This window comes from Allobosea sp. RCC_152_1, from assembly GCF_041360765.1.
GTDB lineage: Bacteria > Pseudomonadota > Alphaproteobacteria > Rhizobiales > Beijerinckiaceae > Allobosea > Allobosea spartocytisi.
Genome location: NZ_JBFUPU010000011.1, coordinates 98306 through 120495, shown reverse-complemented (window position 1 = coordinate 120495; position 22190 = coordinate 98306). Strand labels below are relative to the sequence as shown.

Genomic DNA, 22190 nt, shown 5'->3' with positions numbered 1-22190 from the left:
GAGAAGGTGGCTCGGCAAAGCCGAGACGGATGAGGGGTCGCGCCGCCTTGCGTCGTTAGCGCTCGTGCGAGGCACTCACGCCGGCAACGTCGAGAGACCCCTCGCCTCAACCCTCTCCCGCAAGGGGAGAGGGGGTCTGTCGCGGAACATGCTCCCTACCTGAAAGCCGACCCATGTCCCGATCAGCCTTTCTCGATCTCGCCCGCCCGAGCCGGCGCCATTGGCTCGGCTACCTCCTGCTGTTGCCGGCGGTGCTGCTGATCGGGCTGATCATCGCCTATCCGCTCTTCGTCTCGGTTGATCTCTCCTTCCAGAATGTCGGCATCCCCCGGCTCGACCAGCCGCGGCGGCCCTTCACGACGATGAACTACGAGCGGCTCTTCACCTCGCCGGAATTCTGGAACGCGAGCTGGACCACGCTGAAGCTCGTCGTGATCGTTTCCTTCTTCTGCTTCCTGCTGGGCCTCGGCACGGCGCTGCTGGTCAACAACCGCTTCAAGGGCCAGTCGCTGGCGCGCCTGCTTGTCGCCCTGCCCTGGGCGGTGCCGGAAGTCGTGGCCGTCGTGGTCTTCGCCTGGATCTTCGATTCCTCCTTCGGCCTGATGAACTGGGTCTTCATCCGGCTCGGGCTCGTCGACACCACGATCAACTGGTTCTCCTCGCCGGAGGCCGCCTTCGCCGTGGTCTGCGTCACCATGATCTGGAAGGGCTACCCGTTCGTCTCGATCATGATGCTCGCCGGTTTGCAGTCGATCCCGGAGGATTTCTACAACGCGGCCCGCGTCGACGGCGCCAATGCCTGGCAGCGGCTGATCAACATCACCCTGCCCTCGCTGATGCCGGTGCTCGGCGTGACCCTGATCCTCGTCATGCTCTGGGTCTTCCGCGACTTCTCGATCATCTACGTCATGACCGGCGGCGGGCCGCTGAAGGCGACGCAGACGCTCTCGATCATGACCTACGAGCAGGCCTTCGGCTTCTTCAAGATGGGCTACGCCTCGGCGATCGGCGTGGTCACGCTGATCATCTGCGTCATCGCGAGCCGGCTGCTGATGGGCCGGGCGCCCGAGAACATCTGAGGAGGCGCCGATGAAACGCAAGCTCCCCGCAGCCGCCCTGCTCTATGTGACGGTGATCGTCACCTGCGCGCTCCTGGTCTTCCCGATCTATTGGCTGATCGTCACCGCGCTGGCGACGCCGGCCGAGCTCAGGGCGCTGCCGCCGACATTCTGGCCGACAGCCCCGCGCTGGGGCGTCTTCGAGGAGATCATCGAGCAGCGGCCGATCCTGCTCTGGCTCGGCAATTCCGTGCTGGCGGCGGCGGGCGCGGTGACCTTGTCGATGCTGGTCTCGGTGCTCGCCGGCTACAGCCTCTCGCGCTTCAAGGTGCGCGGCGGCCAGTCGCTCGGCCTCTTCATCCTCACTGCCAAGATGCTGCCGGCGACGCTGCTCGTCATCCCGCTCTTCGGCATTTTCCGGATGACGGGAATGATCGGCAGCCTGTGGTCGATCATCCTCGCCCACGCCACGTTGATCGTGCCCTTCACCACCTGGATGCTGAAGGGCTATTTCGACACGATCCCGCGCGAGCTGGAACAGGCGGCGATGGTCGATGGCTGCTCTCCGCTCGGCGCGATGGTCCGGGTCATCCTGCCGGTCTCGGCGCCGGGCCTGGCCGCAACGGCGCTCTACGGCTTCGTCCTGTCCTGGTCGGACTATGCCTATGCCCGCACCTTCCTGACCAACGCCCAGACCAACTGGACCGCCAATCTCGGCCTGACCACGATGAAGGGCGAGTATGTCTCGAACTGGGCCGATATCTCGGCAGCGGCGCTGATCGTCGCCCTGCCGGTCCTCCTGATCTACCTCTTCCTCGAACGCTACCTCGTCGGCGGGTTGACCGCCGGCGCGGAGAAGTGAGCTCACGCATGGCCGGCATCAGCATCGAACGCGTCACCAAATCCTACGGCCCGCTGCAGGTCCTGAAGGACTTTTCGCTTGAGATCACGGATGGCGAGTTCGTCGTCTTCGTCGGCCCCTCCGGCTGCGGCAAGTCGACCATGCTGAAGATCCTCGCGGGGCTGGAGGATGCGACCTCGGGCACCGTCCGGATCGGCGGGCGCGACGTCACCGACCTCGCGCCGGGCGACCGCGACATCGCCATGGTCTTCCAGAACTACGCGCTCTATCCGCATCTGACGGTCGCGCGGAACATGGGCTTCGGTCTGAAGATGCGCGGCATGCCGGCGGCCGAGATCGAGCGGCGGGTCAACGAGGCCGCGCAGATCCTCGGCGTCGCTCATCTGCTCGACCGCAAGCCGAAGGCGCTCTCCGGCGGGCAGCGCCAGCGCGTCGCGCTCGGCCGGGCCATCGTGCGCGAGCCGCAGGCCTTCCTGATGGACGAGCCGCTCTCCAATCTCGACGCGAAGCTGCGCGTCCACACCCGCGCCGAAATCTCGGCCCTTCACCAGCGCCTGAAGACCACGACGATCTACGTCACGCATGACCAGACCGAGGCGATGACCATGGCCGACCGCATCGTCATCATGCGCGACGGCGAAATCCAGCAGATCGCCGATCCCGACACGATGTTCCGCAAACCGGCCAATCTCTTCGTCGCCGGCTTCATCGGCTCGCCGGGCATGAACTTCTTCCGCGCTGAGTTGACGGGCGCGCGCACGGCCCGGCTGCTCGGGCGCGAGATCGAACTGCCTCTGGCGAAGGCGCCCGGCACCCGCGAGCTGCTCGTCGGCCTCAGGCCCGAATATCTCAGCGCAGGCGCAACCGGCCCCGTCACCTTCGAGGCGACGCCACGGCTCGTCGAAAGCCTCGGCAGCGAGAAATACCTTTATCTCGACCTGGTCGAGGAGAACCGCACCTCTCTCAAGGATGCCGGCAGCGACGACCGCCGAGCGGACCAGTTCATCGCCCGCGTGATGGACGCCGACCATGTGACACAGGGACAGCCGGTCTCGCTCTCCTTCGATCCGGCGCGCCTGCATCTCTTCGATCCCCAGACGCATCTCGCCCTGAACTGAGGACAGCGTAGCCATGGCCATTCTCGTCACGGGCAGCGCCGGGCGCATCGGTTCCCGCGTCATCGACCGCCTCCTCGCCGAAGGGCAGACCGTCACCGGCTTCGACCTGCGCAGCGCGGGGCGCTCCCAGACCGGCTATCGCGAAATCGTCGGCGCCTTCGACGATCCGGCCGCGGCGCGCGAGGCGGTGAAGGATGCCGAGGCGATCCTGCATCTCGGCGCCTTCATGTCCTGGCTTACAGCCGATGCCGACAAGGTCTTCCGCGCCAATGTCGACGGCACGCGCATCCTCATGGGGGAAGCAGCCGGGGTGAAGCCCGCCCGCATCGTCTTCGCCAGCTCCGGCGAGGTCTATCCGGAGAATGTCCCGGACTACCTGCCGGTCGACGAGAACCATCCGCTCAAGCCGCGCTCGGCCTATGGTCTCTCCAAGCAGCTCGGCGAGGAGATCATCCGCCTCACCGAGCGCAGCGCCGGCATTCCGGCGACGATCCTGCGCTTCTCGCACACGCAGGACGCGGCCGAGCTGCTCGACGAGACGAGCTTCTTTTCTGGCCCCCGCTTCTTCCTGCAGCCGAAGATCCGTCAGCAGGAAGCCTTCGGCAACGCGACGGCGGTCGCCGCGCTGAAGGCGGCTGATGACGGCACGCCCGCGCTGGTGCTCTCCCGCAACGAGAACGGCCGGCCCTTCCGCATGCACATCACCGATTCCCGCGACATGGTCGACGGCATCCTGCTCGCGCTGAAGAGCGAGAAGGCGGCGGGGCGCACTTACAATCTCGGTGCCACCGCGCCCGTCGATTTCGCCGACGCCTTGCCGCTGATGGCGCAGGCGACGGGGCTGCCTCTGAAAACGGTCGACCTGCCCGGTTCCGGCGTGTTCTACGAAACCTCGAATGCCCGGATTCGGGCCGAATTGGGTTTCGAGCCGCAATGGACGATCGAGCGGATGATCGCGGAGGCCGCCGCAGCGCGCGTGGTCCGCACGAAGGTGGGTTGAGGATGCAGGAAGAGCGCGTCCTGCCCCCGAAAGAGCGCGACGTCCCGGTCGGCGCCGCCGCGCTGGCCAAAGGCCTCTATCTGCTCGAGGTCATCGGCGAGCACCCGACGCCGCCGCGCTTCAAGGATCTGCAGGCGGCGACCGGGCTCGCCAAGGGCACGCTCGCCCGCCTGCTCAACACGCTGCTGCTCTTCCGTTTGATCCGGCACGAGGACAGCGACAACACCTACCGGCTCGGCCACAGGCTGTTCGAGCTCGCCCATCGCGTCTGGGAATCCTTCGATCTGCGCGGCGCTGCCGCGCCCATGCTGGAGCGGCTGGCGGAGGAAACCCGCGAGACGGTCGCGCTCTGCGCCATCGATGGCGGCGAGGTGCTCTATATCGACCAGCGCAGCCGCGGCGGCGCCTTCGGCTTCCGCATCGAGGCGGGACGCCGTGCGCCTCTGCATTGCACGGCCGGCGGCAAGGCGCTGCTCGCCTTCGCGGCCCCCCATGAACGCCGGGCGTTGCTCGATGCGATCACGCTCGAATCGTACACTCCTGCGACCATCACCACGGAGGACGCGCTCCTCGCTGATCTCGCTCTCGCACAGGTGCGCGGCTACTCCGTTTCGCAGGAAGAGCATCTGCCAGGAGTGTCCTCCGCGGCGGCGCCGATCTTCGACCATACCGGGCGAGCGGTGGCCGCCATCGGCGTGTTCGGCCCTTCGACGCGGCTGTCGAACGATCGCCTCCACACGACAGGCCGCGACTTGATGGCCGCCGCGCGCCAGATCTCCGGCAATGTCGGTGCGGTTCCGCCCAACAGCATCGCGCCGCCCTCACCCGCCCACCGGCAAAGCGAGAGCGACGCCGAATGCGTGCTGCCCTGGGGCGCGCATCTGGCGGAAGGCCCGCTCTGGTCGGCCGCCGAGCAGCGCCTCTACTGGGTCGATATCCTCGCCCCGGCGGTCCACCGCTTCGACCCGGCGACGCGGACCAATCAGGAGGTCAAGCTGCCGCGCCTCGTCTCCGCCGTTATCGAGAGGCGGCAGGGCGGGCTCGCGGCGCTGACGCAGGAAGGGCTGGAAAGCTTCGATTTCGCCAGCGGCGCCTTGTCGCCCCTCGTCGACCCGGAAAACGACCTGCCTGACAACCGCTTCAACGACGGCAAATGCGACCGGCAGGGCCGGCTCTGGGCGGGATCGATGAGCCTCGATGCGAGCAAGCCGACCGGCTCGCTTTATCGAATCAACGGCGATCTGAGCTGGGAGCGGGCCGATGGCGGCTTCCGCGTCGCCAACGGCCTCGACTGGAGCCCCGACGGCCGCATGTTCTACTTCACCGACAGCGCGCCCGGCCGCATCTACGCCTATGACTTCGACATGGCCTCGGGCGCCGTCTCCAGGCGCCGCATCTTTGCCGAGATCGACCCTGCTGAAGGCCGTCCGGACGGCCTCGCCGTGGACAGCGAAGGCTTCATCTGGTGCGCGCTCTGGGACGGCTGGTGCGTGCGCCGCTTCACCCCGGATGGCCGCCGCGACCGCGATATCCGCCTGCCGGTGCCGCGCCCGACCAGCCTCGCCTTCGGTGGCGCCGATCTTTCGACCCTCTTCATCACCACGGCCCGCATTCGCCTGCCCTCCCGCGTGCTGGCGGAAGCGCCCTTCTCCGGCGGCCTCTTCGCTGCGCCCGCGCCGGTCCCCGGCCTGCCCTCGACGAGCTTCGCAGGATGACGGTCGAAGCCACCTATCCGGACCTCAAGGGCCGCACCGCCCTCGTCACCGGCGGGGCCGACGGGATCGGCCGAGCCACCGTCATCGCACTGGCCCGCCAGGGAGTCCGCGTCGGCTTCATCGACATCGCGATCGATGCCGGCCGGGCGCTCGAAACCGAATTGCGAGCAACAGGCGCCGATGTGGCCTTCGCCTGCGCCGATCTGCGCGACATCGAGGCTGCCCTGGCCGCTGTCGATGTCCTCAAGACGAGGCTCGGTCCGGCCACGATCCTCGTCAACAATGCCGGCCATGACGAGCGGCACGCCTTCGCGAGCGTGACGCCGGAGTACTGGGACGACCGTTTCGCCGTGAACCTGCGGCCGATGATGTTCCTCGCCCAGAAGCTCGCGCCCGAGATGGCGGCGCTCGGCGGCGGCACGATCGTCAATCTGAGCTCGACCTCCTGGATGAAGCGCTCGGCCGATCTCATCGCCTACACCACCGCGAAATCGGCGGTCATAGGCTTCACCCGCTCATTGGCGCGCGAACTCGGCAAGGACCGCATCCGCGTCAACTGCGTCACGCCCGGCTGGGTGATGACGCCGCGCCAGCGCGCCGAGCGCCTGACGCCCGAGCGCTGGGCCGAGGCCCAGGAGCAGCAGGCGATCAAGGGCGCGATCGAGCCCGAGGATATTGCCGCGATGATCCTGTTCCTCGCCTCCAATGCCTCGCGCATGTGCACCGGCCAGAACTTCATCGTCGACGCAGGGAGCGTCTGACGACGACGCGCCGAAGCTGCATGCCGCCGCACCCCGGCCATGCCCCGACCGAGCTTGAGCGCCCTGCCGGCCCATCCTAGTCTGAGTGTGCCGGCTGTCGTCGGCTGCTCGCGCCTCGCCTTCCGGCCGGCGCTTCCCCGAGTTCCAGGCGCATTCTCATGGCTACCTCCGACGCATTGGCCGCAGTCTTCGATCATATCGAGGCGAACCGGGCCGCCTTCCTCGACCGCCTGATCGACTATCTGCGCCACCCCAGCATCAGCGCCGAGAACATCGGCATCACCGAGGTCGGCAATCTGCTGCTGGGCATGCTGACGAAGATCGGCCTCGAAACCAGCCTCGTGCCGACCGAAGGCCATCCGATGGTGGTCGCGCGCTGGGAGAAGGCGCCGGGCAAGCCGACCGTGCTGCTTTACGGCCATTACGATGTGCAGCCGGCCGACCCGCTCGACAAATGGCTTTCGCCGCCTTTCGAGCCGACGATCCGAGACGGGCGCCTCTATGCCCGCGGCGTCGGCGACAACAAGGGCCAGCACTTCGCCCAGATCCTCGCCATCGAATCGCATCTCAAGGTCCATGGCGAACTGCCCTGCAACGTCATCCTGCTGCTGGAGGGCGAGGAGGAGATCGGCAGTCCGAACATCGCCGGCTTCGCGCGCGCCAACCGGCATCTGCTGAAGGCCGACCTCTCCGTCACCGCCGACGGCCCGCGCCATGCCAGCGGCAAGCCGAGCATCAAGTTCGGCTCCCGTGGCGTCGTCTCCTTCGAGCTGCGCTGCCGCCATGCCAGCCGCGACGTCCATTCCGGCAATTTCGGCGGCGTCGTTCCGAACCCGATCTGGACGCTCGTCCATCTGCTGTCCACGATGAAGAACGCCGATGGCGAGATCACCATCGAGGGGCTGCATGACGACGTCGAGCCGCCGACTGCCGAGGATATCGAGGCGATCAAGCGCCTGCCGCTCGATATCGAAGGTTTCAAGCAGGGTTTGAGCCTCACCCGGCTCGACGCGCCGCTCGACCGCCCCTTCTACGACCGCCTCTGCTTCCAGCCGACGCTGACGATCAACGGCTTCCATGGCGGCTATGGCGGGCCGGGTACCAAGACCGTGCTGCCGAACGAGGCGCTGGTGAAGTGCGATATCCGCCTCGTCGAGGCACAGGATCCCGAAGACATCCTGCGCAAGGTCAAGGCGCATGTGGAGAAGCATGCGCCCGAGGTTGAGTTCATCGCCGAGGAGATGGGCATGCAGCCCTCGAAGACGCAGATCGCCTCGGCCTATACCGCGCCGCTGCGCCGTGCCTTCGTCGCCGCCCATGGCGAGGAACCGCTGCTGATCCCGGCCGGCTTCGGCAGCCTGCCGAACTACGTCTTCACCAAGATCCTCGGCATCCCGGCTTACGTCACGCCCTATGCGAACCATGACGAGGCCAATCACGCCCCGAACGAGAACATGACCTTGGACTGCTTCTACAGCGGCTTGCGGACGGGTGCTGCGCTGCTGCACGAGCTTGGGCAGATGCCAAGCCGGCACTAAGCGCCAGCCCAAATTTCCACGTCATTCTGGACAAGCCGCGAAGCGGCGCCGATCCGGAATCCATCATAGGCCTCCGCGCTCTGCGATGGATTCCGGGTCAAGCACGGAATGACGGCGTGTTTCCGAACCACCCTGGAAGCACCTCGAACCTATGAGGCAGACGGCTCCTCTTCCGCACGCCTGCGCAAGACGTAAAGCCCGGCCCAGGCGCTCATCCCCGCGAGGCAGAACCAGGTCAGCGCATAAATCAGATGCGTGTTGCGGAAGCTGACCACCGTCAGCCCGCCCAGTGGCAGAGGGCCGGGCTCGGAGGCAGCATCCGCATCGACGAAATAAGGCGCGACCTCGCCGAGTCCGCCTGCCTCGGCAATCGCTGCGACATCGCGTGAATACCAGCGCCCGCCGGCCGCGTCGTTGCTGCGCAGGAACCCGCCGCCCGGCTCGCTCAATCGCAGCAGCCCGACGAGATGCGTCTCGCCGCGCGCCGCCGCATCGCTGCGCTCTCCTGGCTCGCGCCGGTCTTCCGGCACGAAGCCGCGATTGACCAGAACCGTGAAGCCGCGCGCGGTGTGGAACGGCGCCAGAACCCAGAAGCCGGGTCCTTTCTCGGTCACGGCCTTCACCAGCGTCTCCGGCCCGGGAAGATAGCGCCCTTCCAGCGCGACCCTCCGGTACTCGTCCCCGGCGATGCCCGCCCAATCCTCCGGCCCCGGCGCAGGGGCCGGCGGTGCGTGGATGCGCGCATCGACGCGCGCGATCAGATCGAGCTTCCAGCTGCGCCGTTCGACCTGCCAGAGGCCGAGCCCGGCGAAGACGAGCGTGAGCAGGCCGGTGAGGCCGAGAAGGGCAACCCGGCGTGCCGGCGATGGCCGGCCGGCCTCGGCCTGTGCCGGGGGCGGCCATGGCGACGCCCTCACATCGGGTGGTCGCCGGGCGCCATCGGCATCATGTTGCTGTTGAGGTGGTACATCACCCACAGCGAGCCCGAGAGCGCGATCACCACGATGACGATGGTGAAGATCAGCGCCATCATCGTCCAGCCGCCTTCCGAGCGCGAATTCATGTGCAGGAAGTAGACCATGTGGACGACGATCTGCACCGCCGCGAAGGCCATGACCACCAGCGCCGTCACGGTCGAGTTGCCGAGCACGTCGCCCATCACCAGCCAGAACGGAATCGCGGTCAGGATGGCCGCGAGGACGAAGCCGGTGAGATAGCCGCGCAGCGTCGCATGCGAGGCGCCGTGATCGTCATGGCCGGCGCCATGCGCTTCGGCGTGGGCTCCGGAGTGGTCCTGCGATCCGCTCATTTCAGCACGCCCATCAGATAGACGAAGGAGAAGACGCCGATCCAGACGACGTCGAGGAAGTGCCAGAACATGCTCAGGCACATCAGACGGCGGCGATTGGCCTCGATCAGGCCGCGCTGCTTGACCTGCACCATCAGCACGGTGAGCCAGATCAGGCCGAAGGTGACGTGCAGCCCGTGCGTGCCCACCAGCGTGAAGAAGGAGGAGAGGAAGGCGCTGCGCATCGGCGTCGCGCCCTCCAGGATCATGTGGTGGAACTCGTAGAGCTCGATGCCGATGAAGGCGAGGCCGAACAGGCCGGTCACCGCCAGCCAGCCCTGCACCGCGGCCTGCCGCCCCTTGTCCATCGCCAGCATGGCGAAGCCGTAGGTGATCGAGGAGAGCAGCAGCATGGTGGTGTTGACCGCCACCAGCTTGAGGTCGAACAGATCGGCGCCGGAAGGCCCCGCCGCATAGTTGCGCCCGAGCACGCCGAAGGTCGCGAAGAGGACTGCGAAAACCAGGCAGTCGCTCATCAGGTACATCCAGAAGCCGAGCATGGTCGAGCCGCCGGAGTGCTCGTGCTCGTCTTCCGTGACGTGGAAGACCGGGATGTCGGCCTTGTCGGTGTCCAGCGCTGTCGCCGTGGTCATCGTCATCCCTCAGGCCTGCCCGAGTTGCTCGGTGCGCGCATTCTCCTCGCGCAGGACCGTCTCGGCCGGGATGTGAAAGTCCCGGTTATAGTTGAAGGTATGGGCGATCGCCGTCGCGATCACCGCGATGAAGGCCAGCGCCGCCAGCCACCAGATGTACCAGACCAGCGCGAAGCCGCAGATCGTCGCGAAGGCGGAGATGATCAGGCCTGCGCCGGTGTTCTTCGGCATGTGGATCGGCTTGAAGCCGGTCAGCGGTCGCCGGTAGCCGCGCTTCTTCATGTCGGCCCAGGTGTCATGGTCGTGGATGACGGGCGTGAAGGCGAAATTATAGGCCGGCGGTGGCGAGGAGGTCGACCATTCCAGCGTACGCCCATCCCAGGGATCGCCGGTCGTGTCGCGCAACTGCTCGCGACGCAGGATGCTGACGCCGATCTGGATGAGGAAGCAGAGGATGCCGAGCGCGATCAGCACGGCGCCGAAGGCCGCGATCACGAACCAGATCTGCAGCGACGGATCCTCGAAATGGTTCACCCGACGGGTCACGCCCATCAGGCCGAGCACATAGAGCGGCATGAAGGCGACGTAGAAGCCGATCACCCAGAACCAGAAGGAGAGCCTGCCCCAGAACTCGTCGAGCTTGAAGCCGAAGGCCTTCGGGAACCAGTAGGTGATGCCGGCGAAGGCGCCGAAGACCACGCCGCCGATGATCACGTTGTGGAAATGCGCGATCAGGAACAGGCTGTTGTGCAAGATGAAATCGGCTGGCGGCACCGCCAGCATGACGCCGGTCATGCCGCCGATGACGAAGGTCAGCATGAAGGCGAGCAGCCACATCATCGGCAATTCGAAGCGGATGCGGCCGCGATACATCGTGAACAGCCAGTTGAAGATCTTCGCGCCCGTCGGGATCGAGATGATCATCGTCGTGATGCCGAAGAAGGAGTTCACGCTGGCGCCCGAGCCCATCGTGAAGAAATGGTGCAGCCAGACGAGGTAGGACAGGATGGTGATGACCACCGTCGCATAGACCATCGAGGTATAGCCGAAGAGCCGCTTGCCGGAGAAGGTCGAGGCCACCTCCGAATAGACGCCGAAGACCGGCAGGATCAGGATATAGACCTCCGGGTGCCCCCAGATCCAGATCAGGTTCACGTACATCATCGGGTTGCCGCCGAGATCGTTCGTGAAGAAGTTGGTGCCGACATAGCGGTCCAGCGTCAGCAGCGCGAGCGTGCTGGCCAGGATCGGGAAGCTCGCCACGATCAGCACGTTGGTGCACAGCGCCGTCCAGGTGAAGACTGGCATCTTCATCATGTCCATGCCGGGCGCGCGCATCTTCACGATCGTCGCGATCAGGTTGATGCCCGACAGCGTCGTGCCCACGCCCGCGATCTGGAGCGCCCAGAGGTAGTAGTCCATGCCCACCCCGGGCGAGTAGGCGGCCCCCGACAGCGGCGGATAGGCGAGCCAGCCGACCTTGGCGAACTCGCCGACGAAGAGCGAGGCCATGACCAGCACGACGCCGCCGACGGTCATCCAGAACGAGAAATTATTGAGGAAGGGGAAGGCGACGTCGCGCGCGCCGATCTGCAGCGGCACGACATAGTTCATCAGCCCCGTGACCAGCGGCATCGCCACGAAGAAGATCATGATCACGCCATGCGCCGTGAAGATCTGGTCGTAGTGATGTGGTGGCAGATAGCCCTCGTTCGCGCCGAAGGCGATGGCCTGCTGCCCACGCATCATCAGCGCGTCGGCGAAGCCGCGCAGCAGCATGACGATGCCGAGCACCATATACATGATGCCGATCTTCTTGTGGTCGACGCTGGTGAACCACTCGTGCCAGAGATAGCCCCAGGCCTTCATCCGGGTGATGAGCGCGATGAGCGCGAGGCCGCCGATCACCACGCCAGCGAAGGTCGCGAGCAGGATGGGCTCATGATACGGAATCGCCTCGAGCGTGAAGCGTCCGAACACGAGCTTCCACCAGTCGGGATAGGAATTCATGGCTTCCTCGGATCGCTAGGCTTGGCCAGGCGGCCGTTCAATTGGCGGCTCAATTCGCGACTTGGGCTGTCACGCCGCCCTTGCCGTAGACATCGGCCGGCGTGCAGATCGCGGTGACGAAGGGGCGCGGCGGCAGGGGCGCGCCGCCCCGGCGCACCGACTTGTCGTATTCGAGCGCCATGACGGTGGAGATGCCCTCCTTGCCGCCGCCGCCCTTGGCATCCATCGCCATCATGTCGCGCATGCACATCTTGGCGCGGTCGACGCACATGTTGAGGATGGCGTCGTAGAGATCGGGCGCGACGCTGCCGAACTGGCGGGCCGGCTCACGCTCGCTCGGCCGCTCGAAGACGAGATATTCCTCGCGGCCGAGCTTGTCGCCCTTGTCGCGCGCAGCCTTCACCCAGTCCTCGAATCCGTTGCCTTCGACACCACGGAAGCGGAAGCGCATCCCGGAGAAGCCCTCCCCGCTATAGTTCGCCGAGAAGCCCTCGAAATCGCCGGCATGGTTGATGACGGCGTTGAGCTTGGTCTGCATGCCCGGCATCGCATAGATCTGGCCGGCGAGCGCGGGGATGAAGAGCGAGTTCATCACCGAGGAGGCGGTGATGCGGAATTCGATCGGCTGGTTCACCGGCGCCACCACCTCGTTGACCGAGGCGATGCCCTGCTGCGGGTAGAGGAACAGCCATTTCCAGTCGAGCGCCACGACCTGGATGACGAGCGGCTGCTTGCGTACCTGCGCCTCGCCGCCCTGCGGCGTCGCGATCGGCGCCGTCGCGCTGATGCGGTTGAGCGGCCGATAGGGGTCGAGCAGATGCGTGCCCATCCAGGTCAGCGCACCGAGAATGACGATGATCAGCAGCGGCACCGCCCAGATCACCACTTCGAGCGGCAGCGAGTGATTCCAGTCCGGATCGTACTCGGCCTTCGCCGAAGCGCGGTAGCGCCAGGCGAAGAACACCGTCAGCGCCATCACCGGCAGGATGACGGTCAGCATGAGCCCCGTCGAGATCAGCATGAGGTTACGTTGCTGCAATGCAACATCACCGGAGGGCGACAACAGCACCGCCTGACAGCCCCCAAGCAGGGCGAAAAGCGGCAACAGCGCCAGAAAACGACGATTCATCAAGAGACCAAGCCCTCCGTGACCGGAAAGTCGCCGTCCTTCTATCGCATTCTATTGCACTGCACAGAGGACAGAATGTCCCATTGGCAGATGATCGACGCTCCGCTTTTATCCGCCGCATCCATGGCGTCCGGAGCGGGGGAATGTTATCCCTTTTCCGCGCGAACGAGGAAGCCCCCGAATGAGCGCCCATGTGGCAAGCCCGGCATCGAGCCATCCGACCGACGAACATGGTCGCGATCACGTCACCCCGGGCGAGATCGCGCTCGGCGTCATCATCGGCCGGACATCGGAATATTTCGACTTCTTCGTCTTCGGGCTGGGCTGCGTGCTGGTATTCCCCCAGCTGGTCTTTCCCTTCGCGGATCCGCTGACCGGAACGCTCTATTCCTTTGGCATCTTCGCCCTCGCCTTCCTGACGCGACCGATCGGCTCCGTGCTGTTCATGTCGATCGATCGCGTCTATGGCCGCGCCACCAAGCTCACCGCCGCGCTGTTCCTGCTTGGCGGCTCGACGGCCGCGATCGCCTTCCTGCCAGGTTACGAGACCATCGGCATCTGGTCGGGCATCATCCTGGCGACATTCCGCCTGTTGCAAGGCGTCGCGCTCGGCGGCGCCTGGGACGGGCTGTCCTCGTTGCTCGCGCTCAACGCCCCGCCGAATCGGCGCGGCTGGTATGCGATGCTGCCGCAGCTCGGCGCGCCCATCGGCTTCATCCTCGCGGCCGGGCTGTTCGCCTTCTTCGAGGGCGCGCTCTCGACCGAGGATTTCCTCGGCTGGGGCTGGCGCTATCCCTTCTTCGTCGCCCTGACGATCAATGTGGTGGCGCTGTTCGCCCGCTTGCGCATGGTCGCGACGCAGGAATTCGCGCAGCTCATGGAAACGCGCGAACTCATGCCCAGCCCGGTCATGCAGCTCATCCGCAAGCGCGGCAGCACGCTGGTCCTCGGCGCCTTCGTGCCGCTGGCGAGCTTCGCGCTCTTCCACATCGTCACGATCTTCCCGGTAAGCTGGATCAATCTCTTCACCAACCGCTCGGTCTCTGAGTTCCTGATCGTGCAGGGGGCGGGCGCCGTGGTCTGCGCCGGGGCGATCATGACGTCGGGCCTGATCGCCGACCAGATCGGCCGGCGCCGGACGCTGATCCTCTCCGGCCTGATGATCGGCCTGTTCAGCCTGGGTAGCATCATCGCCCCCCTGCTCTTCGGCGACAGCCTCGCCGGTCAGACGGTCTATGTCATCATCGGCTTCGGCCTGCTCGGGCTCTCCTACGGCCAGACGGCCGGCGCCGTCGCCTCGAGCTTCGGCCGGGAGTATCGCTACACCGGCGCGGCGCTGACATCCGACCTCGCCTGGCTGATCGGCGCCGGCTTCGCGCCGCTGGTGGCGCTGACGCTCTCCAGCAAGCTCGGCCTCGCCTGGGTCGGGCTCTATCTGCTGTCGGGCGCGATCTGCACCCTCGTCGCGCTCTGGTTCGACCGGCGGCTGGAAGCCCGCTACGGCTGAACGAAGCGTCTTCCGCCGCCTGCCTCAGCGCCCCCGCCAGATCGGGGGACGCTTGGCGAGGAAGGCCTCCATGCCTTCCCGGAAATCCTCGCTCGTGTAGCAGAGCGTGACCAAGTCCTCGCCAGCGACAGCTTGCGCCGTGGCGGCCGTCAGCCGCCGCATCGCCTCCTTGGTCGCTCGCATGGTGAGCGGCGCATGGCCGGCGATGGTCGTGGCGAGCTCGGTCGCCCGCAACATCAGCGCGGGATGATCCGGCAGCAATTCGCTGTAGAGCCCGGCCCGGCGCCCCTCCTCCGCCTCGACGAGCCGCGCCGTGAAGACGATGTCCTTGACCAGCGCCGGGCCGAGCAGGGCGAAGAGCCGGGCGTAGTTCGCCATCGACAGGCTGTTGCCGAGCGTGCGCGCGATCGGGAAGCCGAAGCGTGCCGTCACCGTCGCGATCCTGAGATCGCAGGCGAGCGCGATGGCCGCCCCGCCACCGGTGACGGCTCCGGAGATCGCCGCCAGCGTCGGCACGGCGCAGCGCTCGATGGCATCGATCACGCCTTCGATCCGCTCCTCATAGGCCAGAGCATCCGCCGCGCTCGCAAAGGAACGGAACTGCGCGATATCGGTGCCCGAGGCGAAAGCCTTGTCGCCGGCGCCGGTCACGATGATGACGCGCGGGTCGCCATGGGCCACCGGATCGCGGCAGATCTCGGCCAGCCGCTCATACATGGCGAAGGTCATGGCATTGCGCGCTTGCGGCCGGTTGAGCGTGATCGTCCCGATCCCGCCCTCTACCGCATAGAGAATGTCTTCGCTCACTCCGGCCTCCGTCAGATCACGCCCTCGGCCCGCAACCGCGCGAGCCCGGCTTCGTCATAGCCGAGTTCGGCCAGGACCTCGTCATTATGCTCCCCGGCGGCCGGCGTCGGCGTCGCCACCGTGGAGGGGGTGCGCGAGAGCGTCACCGGCTGGCCGACGACCCGGATATCCCCGAGCTGGGGGTGTTCCAGCGGCCTGGCGATGCCGAGATGGCGCACTTGCGGATCGTCGAACATCTGGTCGACCGCATAGATCGGCCCGGCCGGCACGCCATGCGCCTCCATCGCGGCGAGCCAATCCGTGCTGCCGGCGGCGGCGAAGCGCTCCTCGATCATCCGCCGCAGCTCCGGGCGCTGGTCGAAGCGCTTTTCCATGCTGTCGAAGCGGGGATCGCTGCCCCATTCCGGCCGCTCGACAGCCCGGCAGAAGGAGCGCCATTGCTCCTCCCCGCCGACGCCGAGATTGATGGCGCCGTCCCGGGTTTTATAGACCCCCATCGGCGTGGAATAGGGATGGTCGTTGCCGGCCTGCGGCGGCACCGAGCCTTCGACGAGATAGCGCGCGGCCTGGAAATCCATCATCGCAATCTGCGCCTCGAGCAGCGAGGTCTGCACCCATTGCCCCTTGCCGGACAGGGCCCGCTCCTGCAGTGCCACCAGCGCGCCGACGGCCCCGTAAAGCCCCGCCGAGGAATCGGCCAGTGCGATGCCGGCGCGTACCGGCCCCTGCCCCGGCAGGCCGGTCACCGACATCATCCCGCCCATGCCCTGCGCGATCTGGTCGAAGCCGGCCCGCGTCCGGTACGGGCCGGATTGCCCGAAGCCTGAGATCGAGACCAGGATCAACCGTGGATTGATGGCATGCAGGGTCTCGAAATCGAGGCCGAGCCGTTCCTTGACGTCCGGCCGGAAGTTCTCGACCAGGAGATCGGCTTCCTCGACCAGCCGCATCAGGATCGCCTTGCCCTCGGCCGTCTTCAGGTTGATGGCCAGGGAACGCTTGTTGCGATGCAGATTCTGCATGTCATAGCCGAGGCGCGGGCCGCTCATGTTCTCGTTCGGATCGAAACCCGGCGGGCTCTCGACCTTGATCACGTCAGCCCCGAAATCCGCGAAGATTCGCACGCAGGTCGGCCCGGCCCGCACCCGCGTCAGGTCCAGCACCCGCAGCCCTCTCAGGGCCATCGATGGCTCGGCTTGTGCCATGCCGTTTTTCCTCCCTGCCCTGCCGGACGCATGGCCGGAACGCGCCGACTGCATCGGAACGGCTCAGCCGCCAGCGCATCGGTCGCGTCCTGCCGCAATGACCCAGCCGGGCTGTCCGCCCGCTTTGAGGAGCCATTCATTTCTAGCTGCATACTGCATGCAGAGACAAGACCAGCGGCAATGCAAGGTTGCGCCGGCCTGGGATCGCGGCATCGGCGCGCTGTTCGCGGCGGCGATCATTTTTCCTCTTGAACCTGAAGTGGCTACAGCTTGTAGAAGCTGTGTCCCGTAGCGAAGGCAGACGGAGACAGGCCATGGCGACCCGCACCGAATCCGAACCGAAGACCCTCTCCTGGAAGGTCGGCGGCATGGATTGCGCGAGCTGCGCGACGAAGATCCGCGGCGCGGTGGAACGCATGCCCGGCGTCAGCGACGTCAGGCTTTCCGTGATGTCGGAGACGCTGACGCTGGCGCTCGACGAGGCGCAGACCAGCGCTGGCGCCGTGGAAAAGCGCGTCAACGGGCTCGGCTATACCACCTTCGCGCTCGCGGCCGCCCCCGCTCGGAAGCCGGCAGGCGAAGTGGCGCCCTGCTGCGGCGGCCACGATCATGACCACCATGGTCACGCCCAGGAATCGCATGACCATGAATCGCATGACCACGGCGCGCACGCCCATGACGGCGCCGGCTGCTCGGGTCACGATCATGGACACGACCACGCTGGCCACAATCACGCCGGCCACGATCATGCCGCCCATGGCCGGCACGGACAATCGGCCGGAGCCGCCGCGAAGGCCGACCAGGGCCACGGCCTGCCAGGCCATGTCCACGAGGTCACGCCGGGCGGCGTGAGCTGGTACCAGACCGGCAAGGGCCGGCTGGTGCTGGTGACGGGCGCGCTGCTCGCTGCCGCCTGGGTCGTCGGCACGGTCCGGCACGACATCGCCTATTGGGCTTTCGTCGTCGCCTGCGCGATCGGCGTGGCGCCGGTGGCGCGCCGTGCCCTCGCGGCGGCACGCTCCGGCATTCCCTTCACCATCGAGATGCTGATGACGATTGCCGCCATCGGCGCGCTCTTCATCGGCGCCGCCGAGGAAGCGGCACTGGTCGTCTTCCTCTTCGCCGTCGGCGAGGTGCTCGAAGGCGTGGCGGCCGATCGCGCCCGCGCCTCGATCCGCGCGCTCGGCGACCTCGTTCCGAAGACCGCCATCGTCGAGGAGAACGGCGCCACCCGGCAGGTCGACGCTGCCAGCCTGACGATCGGCCAGATCGTGCTGGTGCGTCCCGGCGACCGCATCCCGGCCGATGGCGAGATCACCGACGGCATTTCCGGTATCGACGAGAGCCCGGTGACGGGCGAGTCCGTGCCGAAAACCAAGGGCGTCGGCGAGCCGGTCTTTGCCGGCTCGGTCAACCGCGAGGCGGCGCTGCGCGTGCGCGTCGACAAGGCAGCGCAGGACAACACCATCGCCCGCATCATCCGCCTGGTCGAGGAGGCGCAGGAGGCCCGCGCGCCGACCGAACGCTTCATCGACCGCTTCTCGCGCTGGTACATGCCGGCGATCGTCGGCCTCGCCCTGCTGGTCGCGCTGGTGCCGCCGCTCCTTTTCGCCGGCGAGTGGTCAGTCTGGATCTACCGCGCTCTGGCGCTGCTGCTGATCGGCTGCCCCTGCGCTCTGGTCATCTCGGTTCCGGCCGCCATCGCCGCCGCGCTGTCGGCCGGCGCCCGCCAGGGCCTGCTGATGAAGGGCGGCGTCGTCATCGAGACGGCCGCCCGCACCGGCCTCGTCGCCTTCGACAAGACCGGCACGCTGACCCAGGGCAAGCCCCGCGTCACCGACATCGTCGCCCTCGACCGGGAAGAACGCGAGGTTCTGGCCTTCGCGGCCGCCGTCGAGGCCGGCTCCGCCCACCCCCTGGCGGAGGCCGTTCTGGAGCGAGCCCGCGCCGACGCGGTCGCCTTCGCACCGGCGGCGGAAGCGGCGGCACTGGCCGGCCAGGGCGTCACCGGCAAGGTCGGGAGCCGCGCCGTGTTCGTCGGCGCGCCGCGCCATGCCACGGCCCGCGCCCCATTCGACGATTGGGCCAAGGCCTCCGTCGAGTCGCTGGAATCGGCCGGCAAGACCGTCGCCGCCGTCATCGTCGACGGCACGCTCGCCGGGCTGATCGCGCTGCGCGACGAACCGCGGGAGGATGCCGCCCCCGCCATCGCCGAACTCAAAGCGATGGGCGTCCGCGCGACCATGCTGACCGGCGACAACGCCCGTACCGCGGCCGCCATCGCCGGCGCGCTCGGCATGGAGCACAAGGCCGAGCTGATGCCGGACGGCAAGGTCGCGGCGCTGCGGGAGCTCGCCGCCGGCACGCCGGTGATGATGGTGGGCGACGGCATCAACGACGCTCCGGCGCTGGCCGCGGCGAGTGTCGGCATCGCCATGGGCTCGGGAACCGACGTGGCGCTGGAAACCGCTGACGGCGCCGTGCTGAAGAGCCGGGTGCGCGACATCGCCGCGATGATCCGGCTGGCCCGCGCGGCGATGGGCAATATCCGCGCGAACATCGCCATCGCGCTCGGCCTCAAGGCCGTGTTCCTGGTGACAAGCGTGCTCGGCTATACCGGGCTCTGGGTCGCGATCCTGGCCGATACCGGCGCGACGGTCCTGGTCACGGCGAATGCGCTGCGGCTGCTGCGCTTCGACGCGGGTAAGGCCAGTTAAGGCGGGCTGTTTTGGATCGCAACCACGAGGCCGCCCAGGCTCCAAGGACCTTTCTTTAGAAGCGGCCGCTCAGACCTTGATATCGGCGACAGTGCCGGTGCGGCGCCCGCCCTTCGTGTCCATCTGGCGCAGGATCTCGTCGCGGACCTTGGCGAGGACATCGCCCTTGGCCTTGGCGTCGAGCTTGTTGAACTGTTCCTCGGTCATGCCGAGCTTCGACAGGACCGCCTGCTGAACCCGCTCCTCCGGGCTCATCCGCGCGAATTTCAGGAAGTCGGCCTTGACCGAGGAGGAGGCCGAAGCATCGCCCTCCTTGCCATCCGCTTCCGTCGCGGCGGTGCTCGACGAACGCGTCCCGAGCGGGAATGTGGAAGCCGGTGCAGGGGACCGGCTGGAGATGGCGACCGACATGGCATCCTCCGGATGTGATCCATATGCCCAGCAAGCCCCGGGCCGCACCGCCAGGCGGGGAAATGCCTTCTTTTTCAGTGAGATAATCGCGAGAGCCCATTCGCCCCTCGCCCAAGCGGCACAAATTGCCCGGCAAAAGCAGCCGATGGGCGGCTCGGAATCGGCTTCGCGGCTCGCTCCGCCGCTTCCGGGAATCGGCCCGGCTTCCGTTGCCGGCCGGCACCTCCGATTGCGACCGGACAATGACGATCGCTCCATTTTGCAGCGCAGAGCCTCAGCTGTCCCCGCCATGCATCAGTGAGCACATGCAACATGGTCAAAACGCAGGCACCCGTTCGTTCGACCTGGATCGCGAATGGAGGAAAGACAAAATAATAGGCAGGAAATCGGTTGCATTTGAAACGAGGCACGTCTCCAGCGCAGGGCAACGGCACAAAAGTAACCGACATCTTAATGGTTCATGCGTAAGGCGCATAACGGAATTGAGGCAGAGCCTCTGTAAGCGGCAGACCGCCTGGCTTATATGCACTGCACAACGAGATTGTCGCTGTGGGCACCGCCCCGCTCCGGAATACACGCAAGGAAAACCACCATGTTCGTCACCATGATCGCTGCCAAGATCCGCGCCTACCTCCGCTACCGCGAGACCGTTCGCGAGCTCTCCCGTCTGACCGACCGTGAGCTCGACGATCTCGGCCTTTCGCGCTCGGAGATCAACTTCATCGCCCGCTCGCACGCCGCGGCCTGAAGTGACCGAATACGAACCGCCACGCGTCGTGCGTGGTGCGTTCCGTGTAGTTTCTCCTGAGGCTCGTGTTTCCCCTCCCCTCGAGCTTCGGTCGAAGAGCGAATGCCCGCCTCCCGGCGGGCATTTTGCATTTTGGGGCCGTCTGACCCCGCCGTCATTGCTTCGCCGCTACGCGTCTCGCAATGATGCAGCCCGAATTCATCCCTTGACCTGAAAGCCGGCTGCGGACACATCCGAGCCATGGCAACCTCGTCAGTTCAACCCGTACACGTCATCGGCGGCGGCCTCGCCGGCTCGGAAGCTGCCTGGCAGATCGCTCAGGCCGGCATTCCCGTCATCCTCCACGAAATGCGTCCGGTGCGCGGCACCGACGCACACAAGACCGAGGGGCTGGCCGAGTTGGTCTGCTCCAACTCCTTCCGCTCCGACGATGCGTCGAGCAATGCCGTCGGCCAGCTCCATTGGGAGATGCGCCGGCTCGGCTCGCTGATCATGGCCAAGGGCGACGCGCATCAGGTCCCGGCCGGCGGCGCGCTCGCGGTCGATCGCGACGGCTTCTCGCAGGCCGTCACGGCCGCGCTGGAGGCTCACCCGCTCGTCACCATCGAGCGTGGCGAAATCGCCGGCCTCCCGCCTACGACATGGGACAATGTCGTCATCGCCACCGGCCCGCTCACCTCCTCGGCTTTGGCGCAGGGCATCCTGTCGCTGACCGGCGAGAGTTCGCTCGCCTTCTTCGACGCGATCGCGCCGATCGTCCATTTCGACTCGATCGACATGGATCAGGCCTGGTTCCAGTCGCGCTATGACAAGGCCGGTCCGGGCGGCACCGGTGCCGACTACATCAACTGCCCGCTCGACAAGGACCAGTACGAGGCCTTCATCGACGCGCTCCTCGCCGCCGAGAAGACCGAGTTCAAGGAGTGGGAAGGCACGCCCTATTTCGACGGCTGCCTGCCGATCGAGGTCATGGCCGAGCGCGGCCGCGAGACCCTGCGCTGGGGCCCGATGAAGCCGGTCGGCCTCACCAACAAGCATAACCCGACCGTGAAGGCCTATGCGGTGGTGCAGCTTCGCCAGGACAACGCGCTCGGCACGCTGTTCAACATGACCGGCTTCCAGACCAAGCTGAAATATGGCGAACAGGCCGCGATCTTCCGGATGATCCCCGGCCTGCAGAACGCCGAGTTCGCGCGGCTCGGCGGCATCCACCGCAACACCTATCTCAACTCGCCGAAGCTGCTCGACGAGCGGCTGCGGCTGAAAGCCGATCCGCGGCTGCGCTTCGCCGGCCAGATCACCGGTTGCGAGGGCTATGTCGAGAGCGCCGCGATCGGCCTCCTCGCCGGACGCATGGCGGCGGCCGAGCGGCTCGGTCGCGACCTGCCGCTGCCGCCCGCGACGACGGCGCTGGGCGCGCTGGTCAACCACATCACTGGCGGCCACATCACCACCATCGACGAGGGACCGCGTTCCTTCCAGCCGATGAACATCAATTTCGGCCTGTTCCCGCCGATCGAGGGCGTCGCCAAGACGGGCCCCGACGGCAAGCGCCTCAAGGGCCCGGCCAAGAGCCTCGCCCGCAAGCAGGCGCTGACGGCGCGCGCCAAGCAGGTGATGGAGGAATGGGCCGGGAGTGAGCAGGCGGAAGCGGCCGAGTGAA

Annotated in this window: 19 protein-coding genes; 11 read left to right on the top strand and 8 right to left on the bottom strand. The window is 66.8% G+C overall.

The window, feature by feature from the left end; all coding sequences use genetic code 11:
- The first annotated feature begins 173 nt into the window (after window positions 1–173).
- The 7 genes from AB6806_RS25765 (at window position 174) to AB6806_RS25735 (ending at window position 8052) form a co-directional block, all read left to right on the top strand.
- Window positions 174–1079, top strand: coding sequence for a carbohydrate ABC transporter permease (locus tag AB6806_RS25765; RefSeq protein ID WP_142022679.1), 906 nt, complete (start codon window positions 174–176; stop codon window positions 1077–1079).
- A gap of 10 nt (window positions 1080–1089) precedes the next feature.
- Window positions 1090–1920 (top strand): carbohydrate ABC transporter permease, encoded by an 831-nt coding sequence (locus AB6806_RS25760; protein ID WP_142022678.1) that lies wholly within the window; start codon window positions 1090–1092, stop codon window positions 1918–1920.
- Between the two features lie 8 nt (window positions 1921–1928).
- Window positions 1929–3038 carry an ABC transporter ATP-binding protein gene (locus AB6806_RS25755; protein ID WP_142022677.1) on the top strand — a complete coding sequence of 370 codons (1110 nt, stop codon included), beginning with the start codon at window positions 1929–1931 and terminating at the stop codon, window positions 3036–3038.
- A gap of 13 nt (window positions 3039–3051) precedes the next feature.
- Window positions 3052–4038 carry an NAD-dependent epimerase/dehydratase family protein gene (locus AB6806_RS25750; protein ID WP_038365593.1) on the top strand — a complete coding sequence of 329 codons (987 nt, stop codon included), beginning with the start codon at window positions 3052–3054 and terminating at the stop codon, window positions 4036–4038.
- 2 nt (window positions 4039–4040) lie between these two features.
- The gene (locus AB6806_RS25745) at window positions 4041–5753 is read left to right on the top strand and encodes an SMP-30/gluconolactonase/LRE family protein (RefSeq protein ID WP_142022676.1); all 1713 of its coding nucleotides are present in this window, start codon (window positions 4041–4043) and stop codon (window positions 5751–5753) included.
- Window positions 5750–6514 (top strand): SDR family NAD(P)-dependent oxidoreductase, encoded by a 765-nt coding sequence (locus tag AB6806_RS25740; RefSeq protein ID WP_370955831.1) that lies wholly within the window; start codon window positions 5750–5752, stop codon window positions 6512–6514. Before AB6806_RS25745 ends, AB6806_RS25740 begins: the two co-directional genes overlap by 4 nt.
- A 158-nt stretch (window positions 6515–6672) precedes the next feature.
- Window positions 6673–8052, top strand: a complete 1380-nt coding sequence (locus AB6806_RS25735) for a M20/M25/M40 family metallo-hydrolase (protein ID WP_142022674.1) — start codon at window positions 6673–6675, stop codon at window positions 8050–8052.
- 149 nt (window positions 8053–8201) lie between these two features.
- On the opposite strand, the gene AB6806_RS25730 is transcribed toward AB6806_RS25735, so the two are convergent.
- From AB6806_RS25730 to cyoA, 5 genes are read right to left on the bottom strand one after another with little or no spacing between them, the layout of a single operon-like run.
- Entirely contained in the window at window positions 8202–8969 is a 768-nt protein-coding gene (locus AB6806_RS25730) for an SURF1 family protein (protein ID WP_465247259.1), read from the bottom strand.
- The gene (gene cyoD, locus AB6806_RS25725; RefSeq protein WP_038365587.1) at window positions 8966–9361 is read right to left on the bottom strand and encodes a cytochrome o ubiquinol oxidase subunit IV; all 396 of its coding nucleotides are present in this window, start codon (window positions 9359–9361) and stop codon (window positions 8966–8968) included. The genes AB6806_RS25730 and cyoD overlap by 4 nt, the downstream gene beginning before the upstream one ends.
- Window positions 9358–9993: a cytochrome o ubiquinol oxidase subunit III gene (gene cyoC / locus AB6806_RS25720; RefSeq protein WP_142022672.1), complete on the bottom strand. Its 636-nt coding sequence runs from the start codon at window positions 9991–9993 to the stop codon at window positions 9358–9360. The genes cyoD and cyoC overlap by 4 nt, the downstream gene beginning before the upstream one ends.
- Before the next feature lie 9 nt (window positions 9994–10002).
- On the bottom strand, window positions 10003–12003 hold the full coding sequence (gene cyoB / locus AB6806_RS25715; RefSeq protein ID WP_142022671.1) for a cytochrome o ubiquinol oxidase subunit I: 2001 nt from the start codon (window positions 12001–12003) through the stop codon (window positions 10003–10005).
- Between the two features lie 49 nt (window positions 12004–12052).
- Window positions 12053–13132, bottom strand: a complete 1080-nt coding sequence (gene cyoA / locus AB6806_RS25710) for a ubiquinol oxidase subunit II (RefSeq protein WP_081925532.1) — start codon at window positions 13130–13132, stop codon at window positions 12053–12055.
- A gap of 181 nt (window positions 13133–13313) precedes the next feature.
- Here cyoA and AB6806_RS25705 point away from each other — a divergent pair, with 181 nt between their 5' ends.
- Window positions 13314–14639, top strand: a complete 1326-nt coding sequence (locus AB6806_RS25705) for an MFS transporter (RefSeq protein ID WP_370955828.1) — start codon at window positions 13314–13316, stop codon at window positions 14637–14639.
- A 24-nt stretch (window positions 14640–14663) separates the two neighbouring features.
- Here AB6806_RS25705 and AB6806_RS25700 read toward each other — a convergent pair whose 3' ends face one another.
- Window positions 14664–15446: an enoyl-CoA hydratase/isomerase family protein gene (locus tag AB6806_RS25700; RefSeq protein ID WP_370955826.1), complete on the bottom strand. Its 783-nt coding sequence runs from the start codon at window positions 15444–15446 to the stop codon at window positions 14664–14666.
- Window positions 15447–15457: 11 nt separating this feature from the next.
- A complete protein-coding gene (locus AB6806_RS25695) occupies window positions 15458–16651 on the bottom strand; it encodes a CaiB/BaiF CoA transferase family protein (protein ID WP_113254072.1) in 1194 nt (397 codons plus the stop codon).
- 314 nt (window positions 16652–16965) lie between these two features.
- Here AB6806_RS25695 and AB6806_RS25690 point away from each other — a divergent pair, with 314 nt between their 5' ends.
- Window positions 16966–19368, top strand: a complete 2403-nt coding sequence (locus tag AB6806_RS25690) for a heavy metal translocating P-type ATPase (RefSeq protein ID WP_370955824.1) — start codon at window positions 16966–16968, stop codon at window positions 19366–19368.
- Between the two features lie 69 nt (window positions 19369–19437).
- Here the strand turns inward: AB6806_RS25690 and AB6806_RS25685 are convergent, their stop codons facing one another.
- Window positions 19438–19779 (bottom strand): hypothetical protein, encoded by a 342-nt coding sequence (locus tag AB6806_RS25685; protein WP_112763203.1) that lies wholly within the window; start codon window positions 19777–19779, stop codon window positions 19438–19440.
- Between the two features lie 592 nt (window positions 19780–20371).
- On the opposite strand from AB6806_RS25685, the gene AB6806_RS25680 reads away from it, so the two are divergent.
- Together AB6806_RS25680 and trmFO are read left to right on the top strand one after the other, a co-directional pair.
- Complete coding sequence (locus tag AB6806_RS25680; RefSeq protein WP_081925531.1) at window positions 20372–20527, top strand: DUF1127 domain-containing protein; 156 nt, start codon at window positions 20372–20374, stop codon at window positions 20525–20527.
- A gap of 240 nt (window positions 20528–20767) precedes the next feature.
- Complete coding sequence (gene trmFO / locus AB6806_RS25675) at window positions 20768–22189, top strand: methylenetetrahydrofolate--tRNA-(uracil(54)-C(5))-methyltransferase (FADH(2)-oxidizing) TrmFO (RefSeq protein ID WP_370955823.1); 1422 nt, start codon at window positions 20768–20770, stop codon at window positions 22187–22189.
- Window position 22190: the final 1 nt, after the last annotated feature.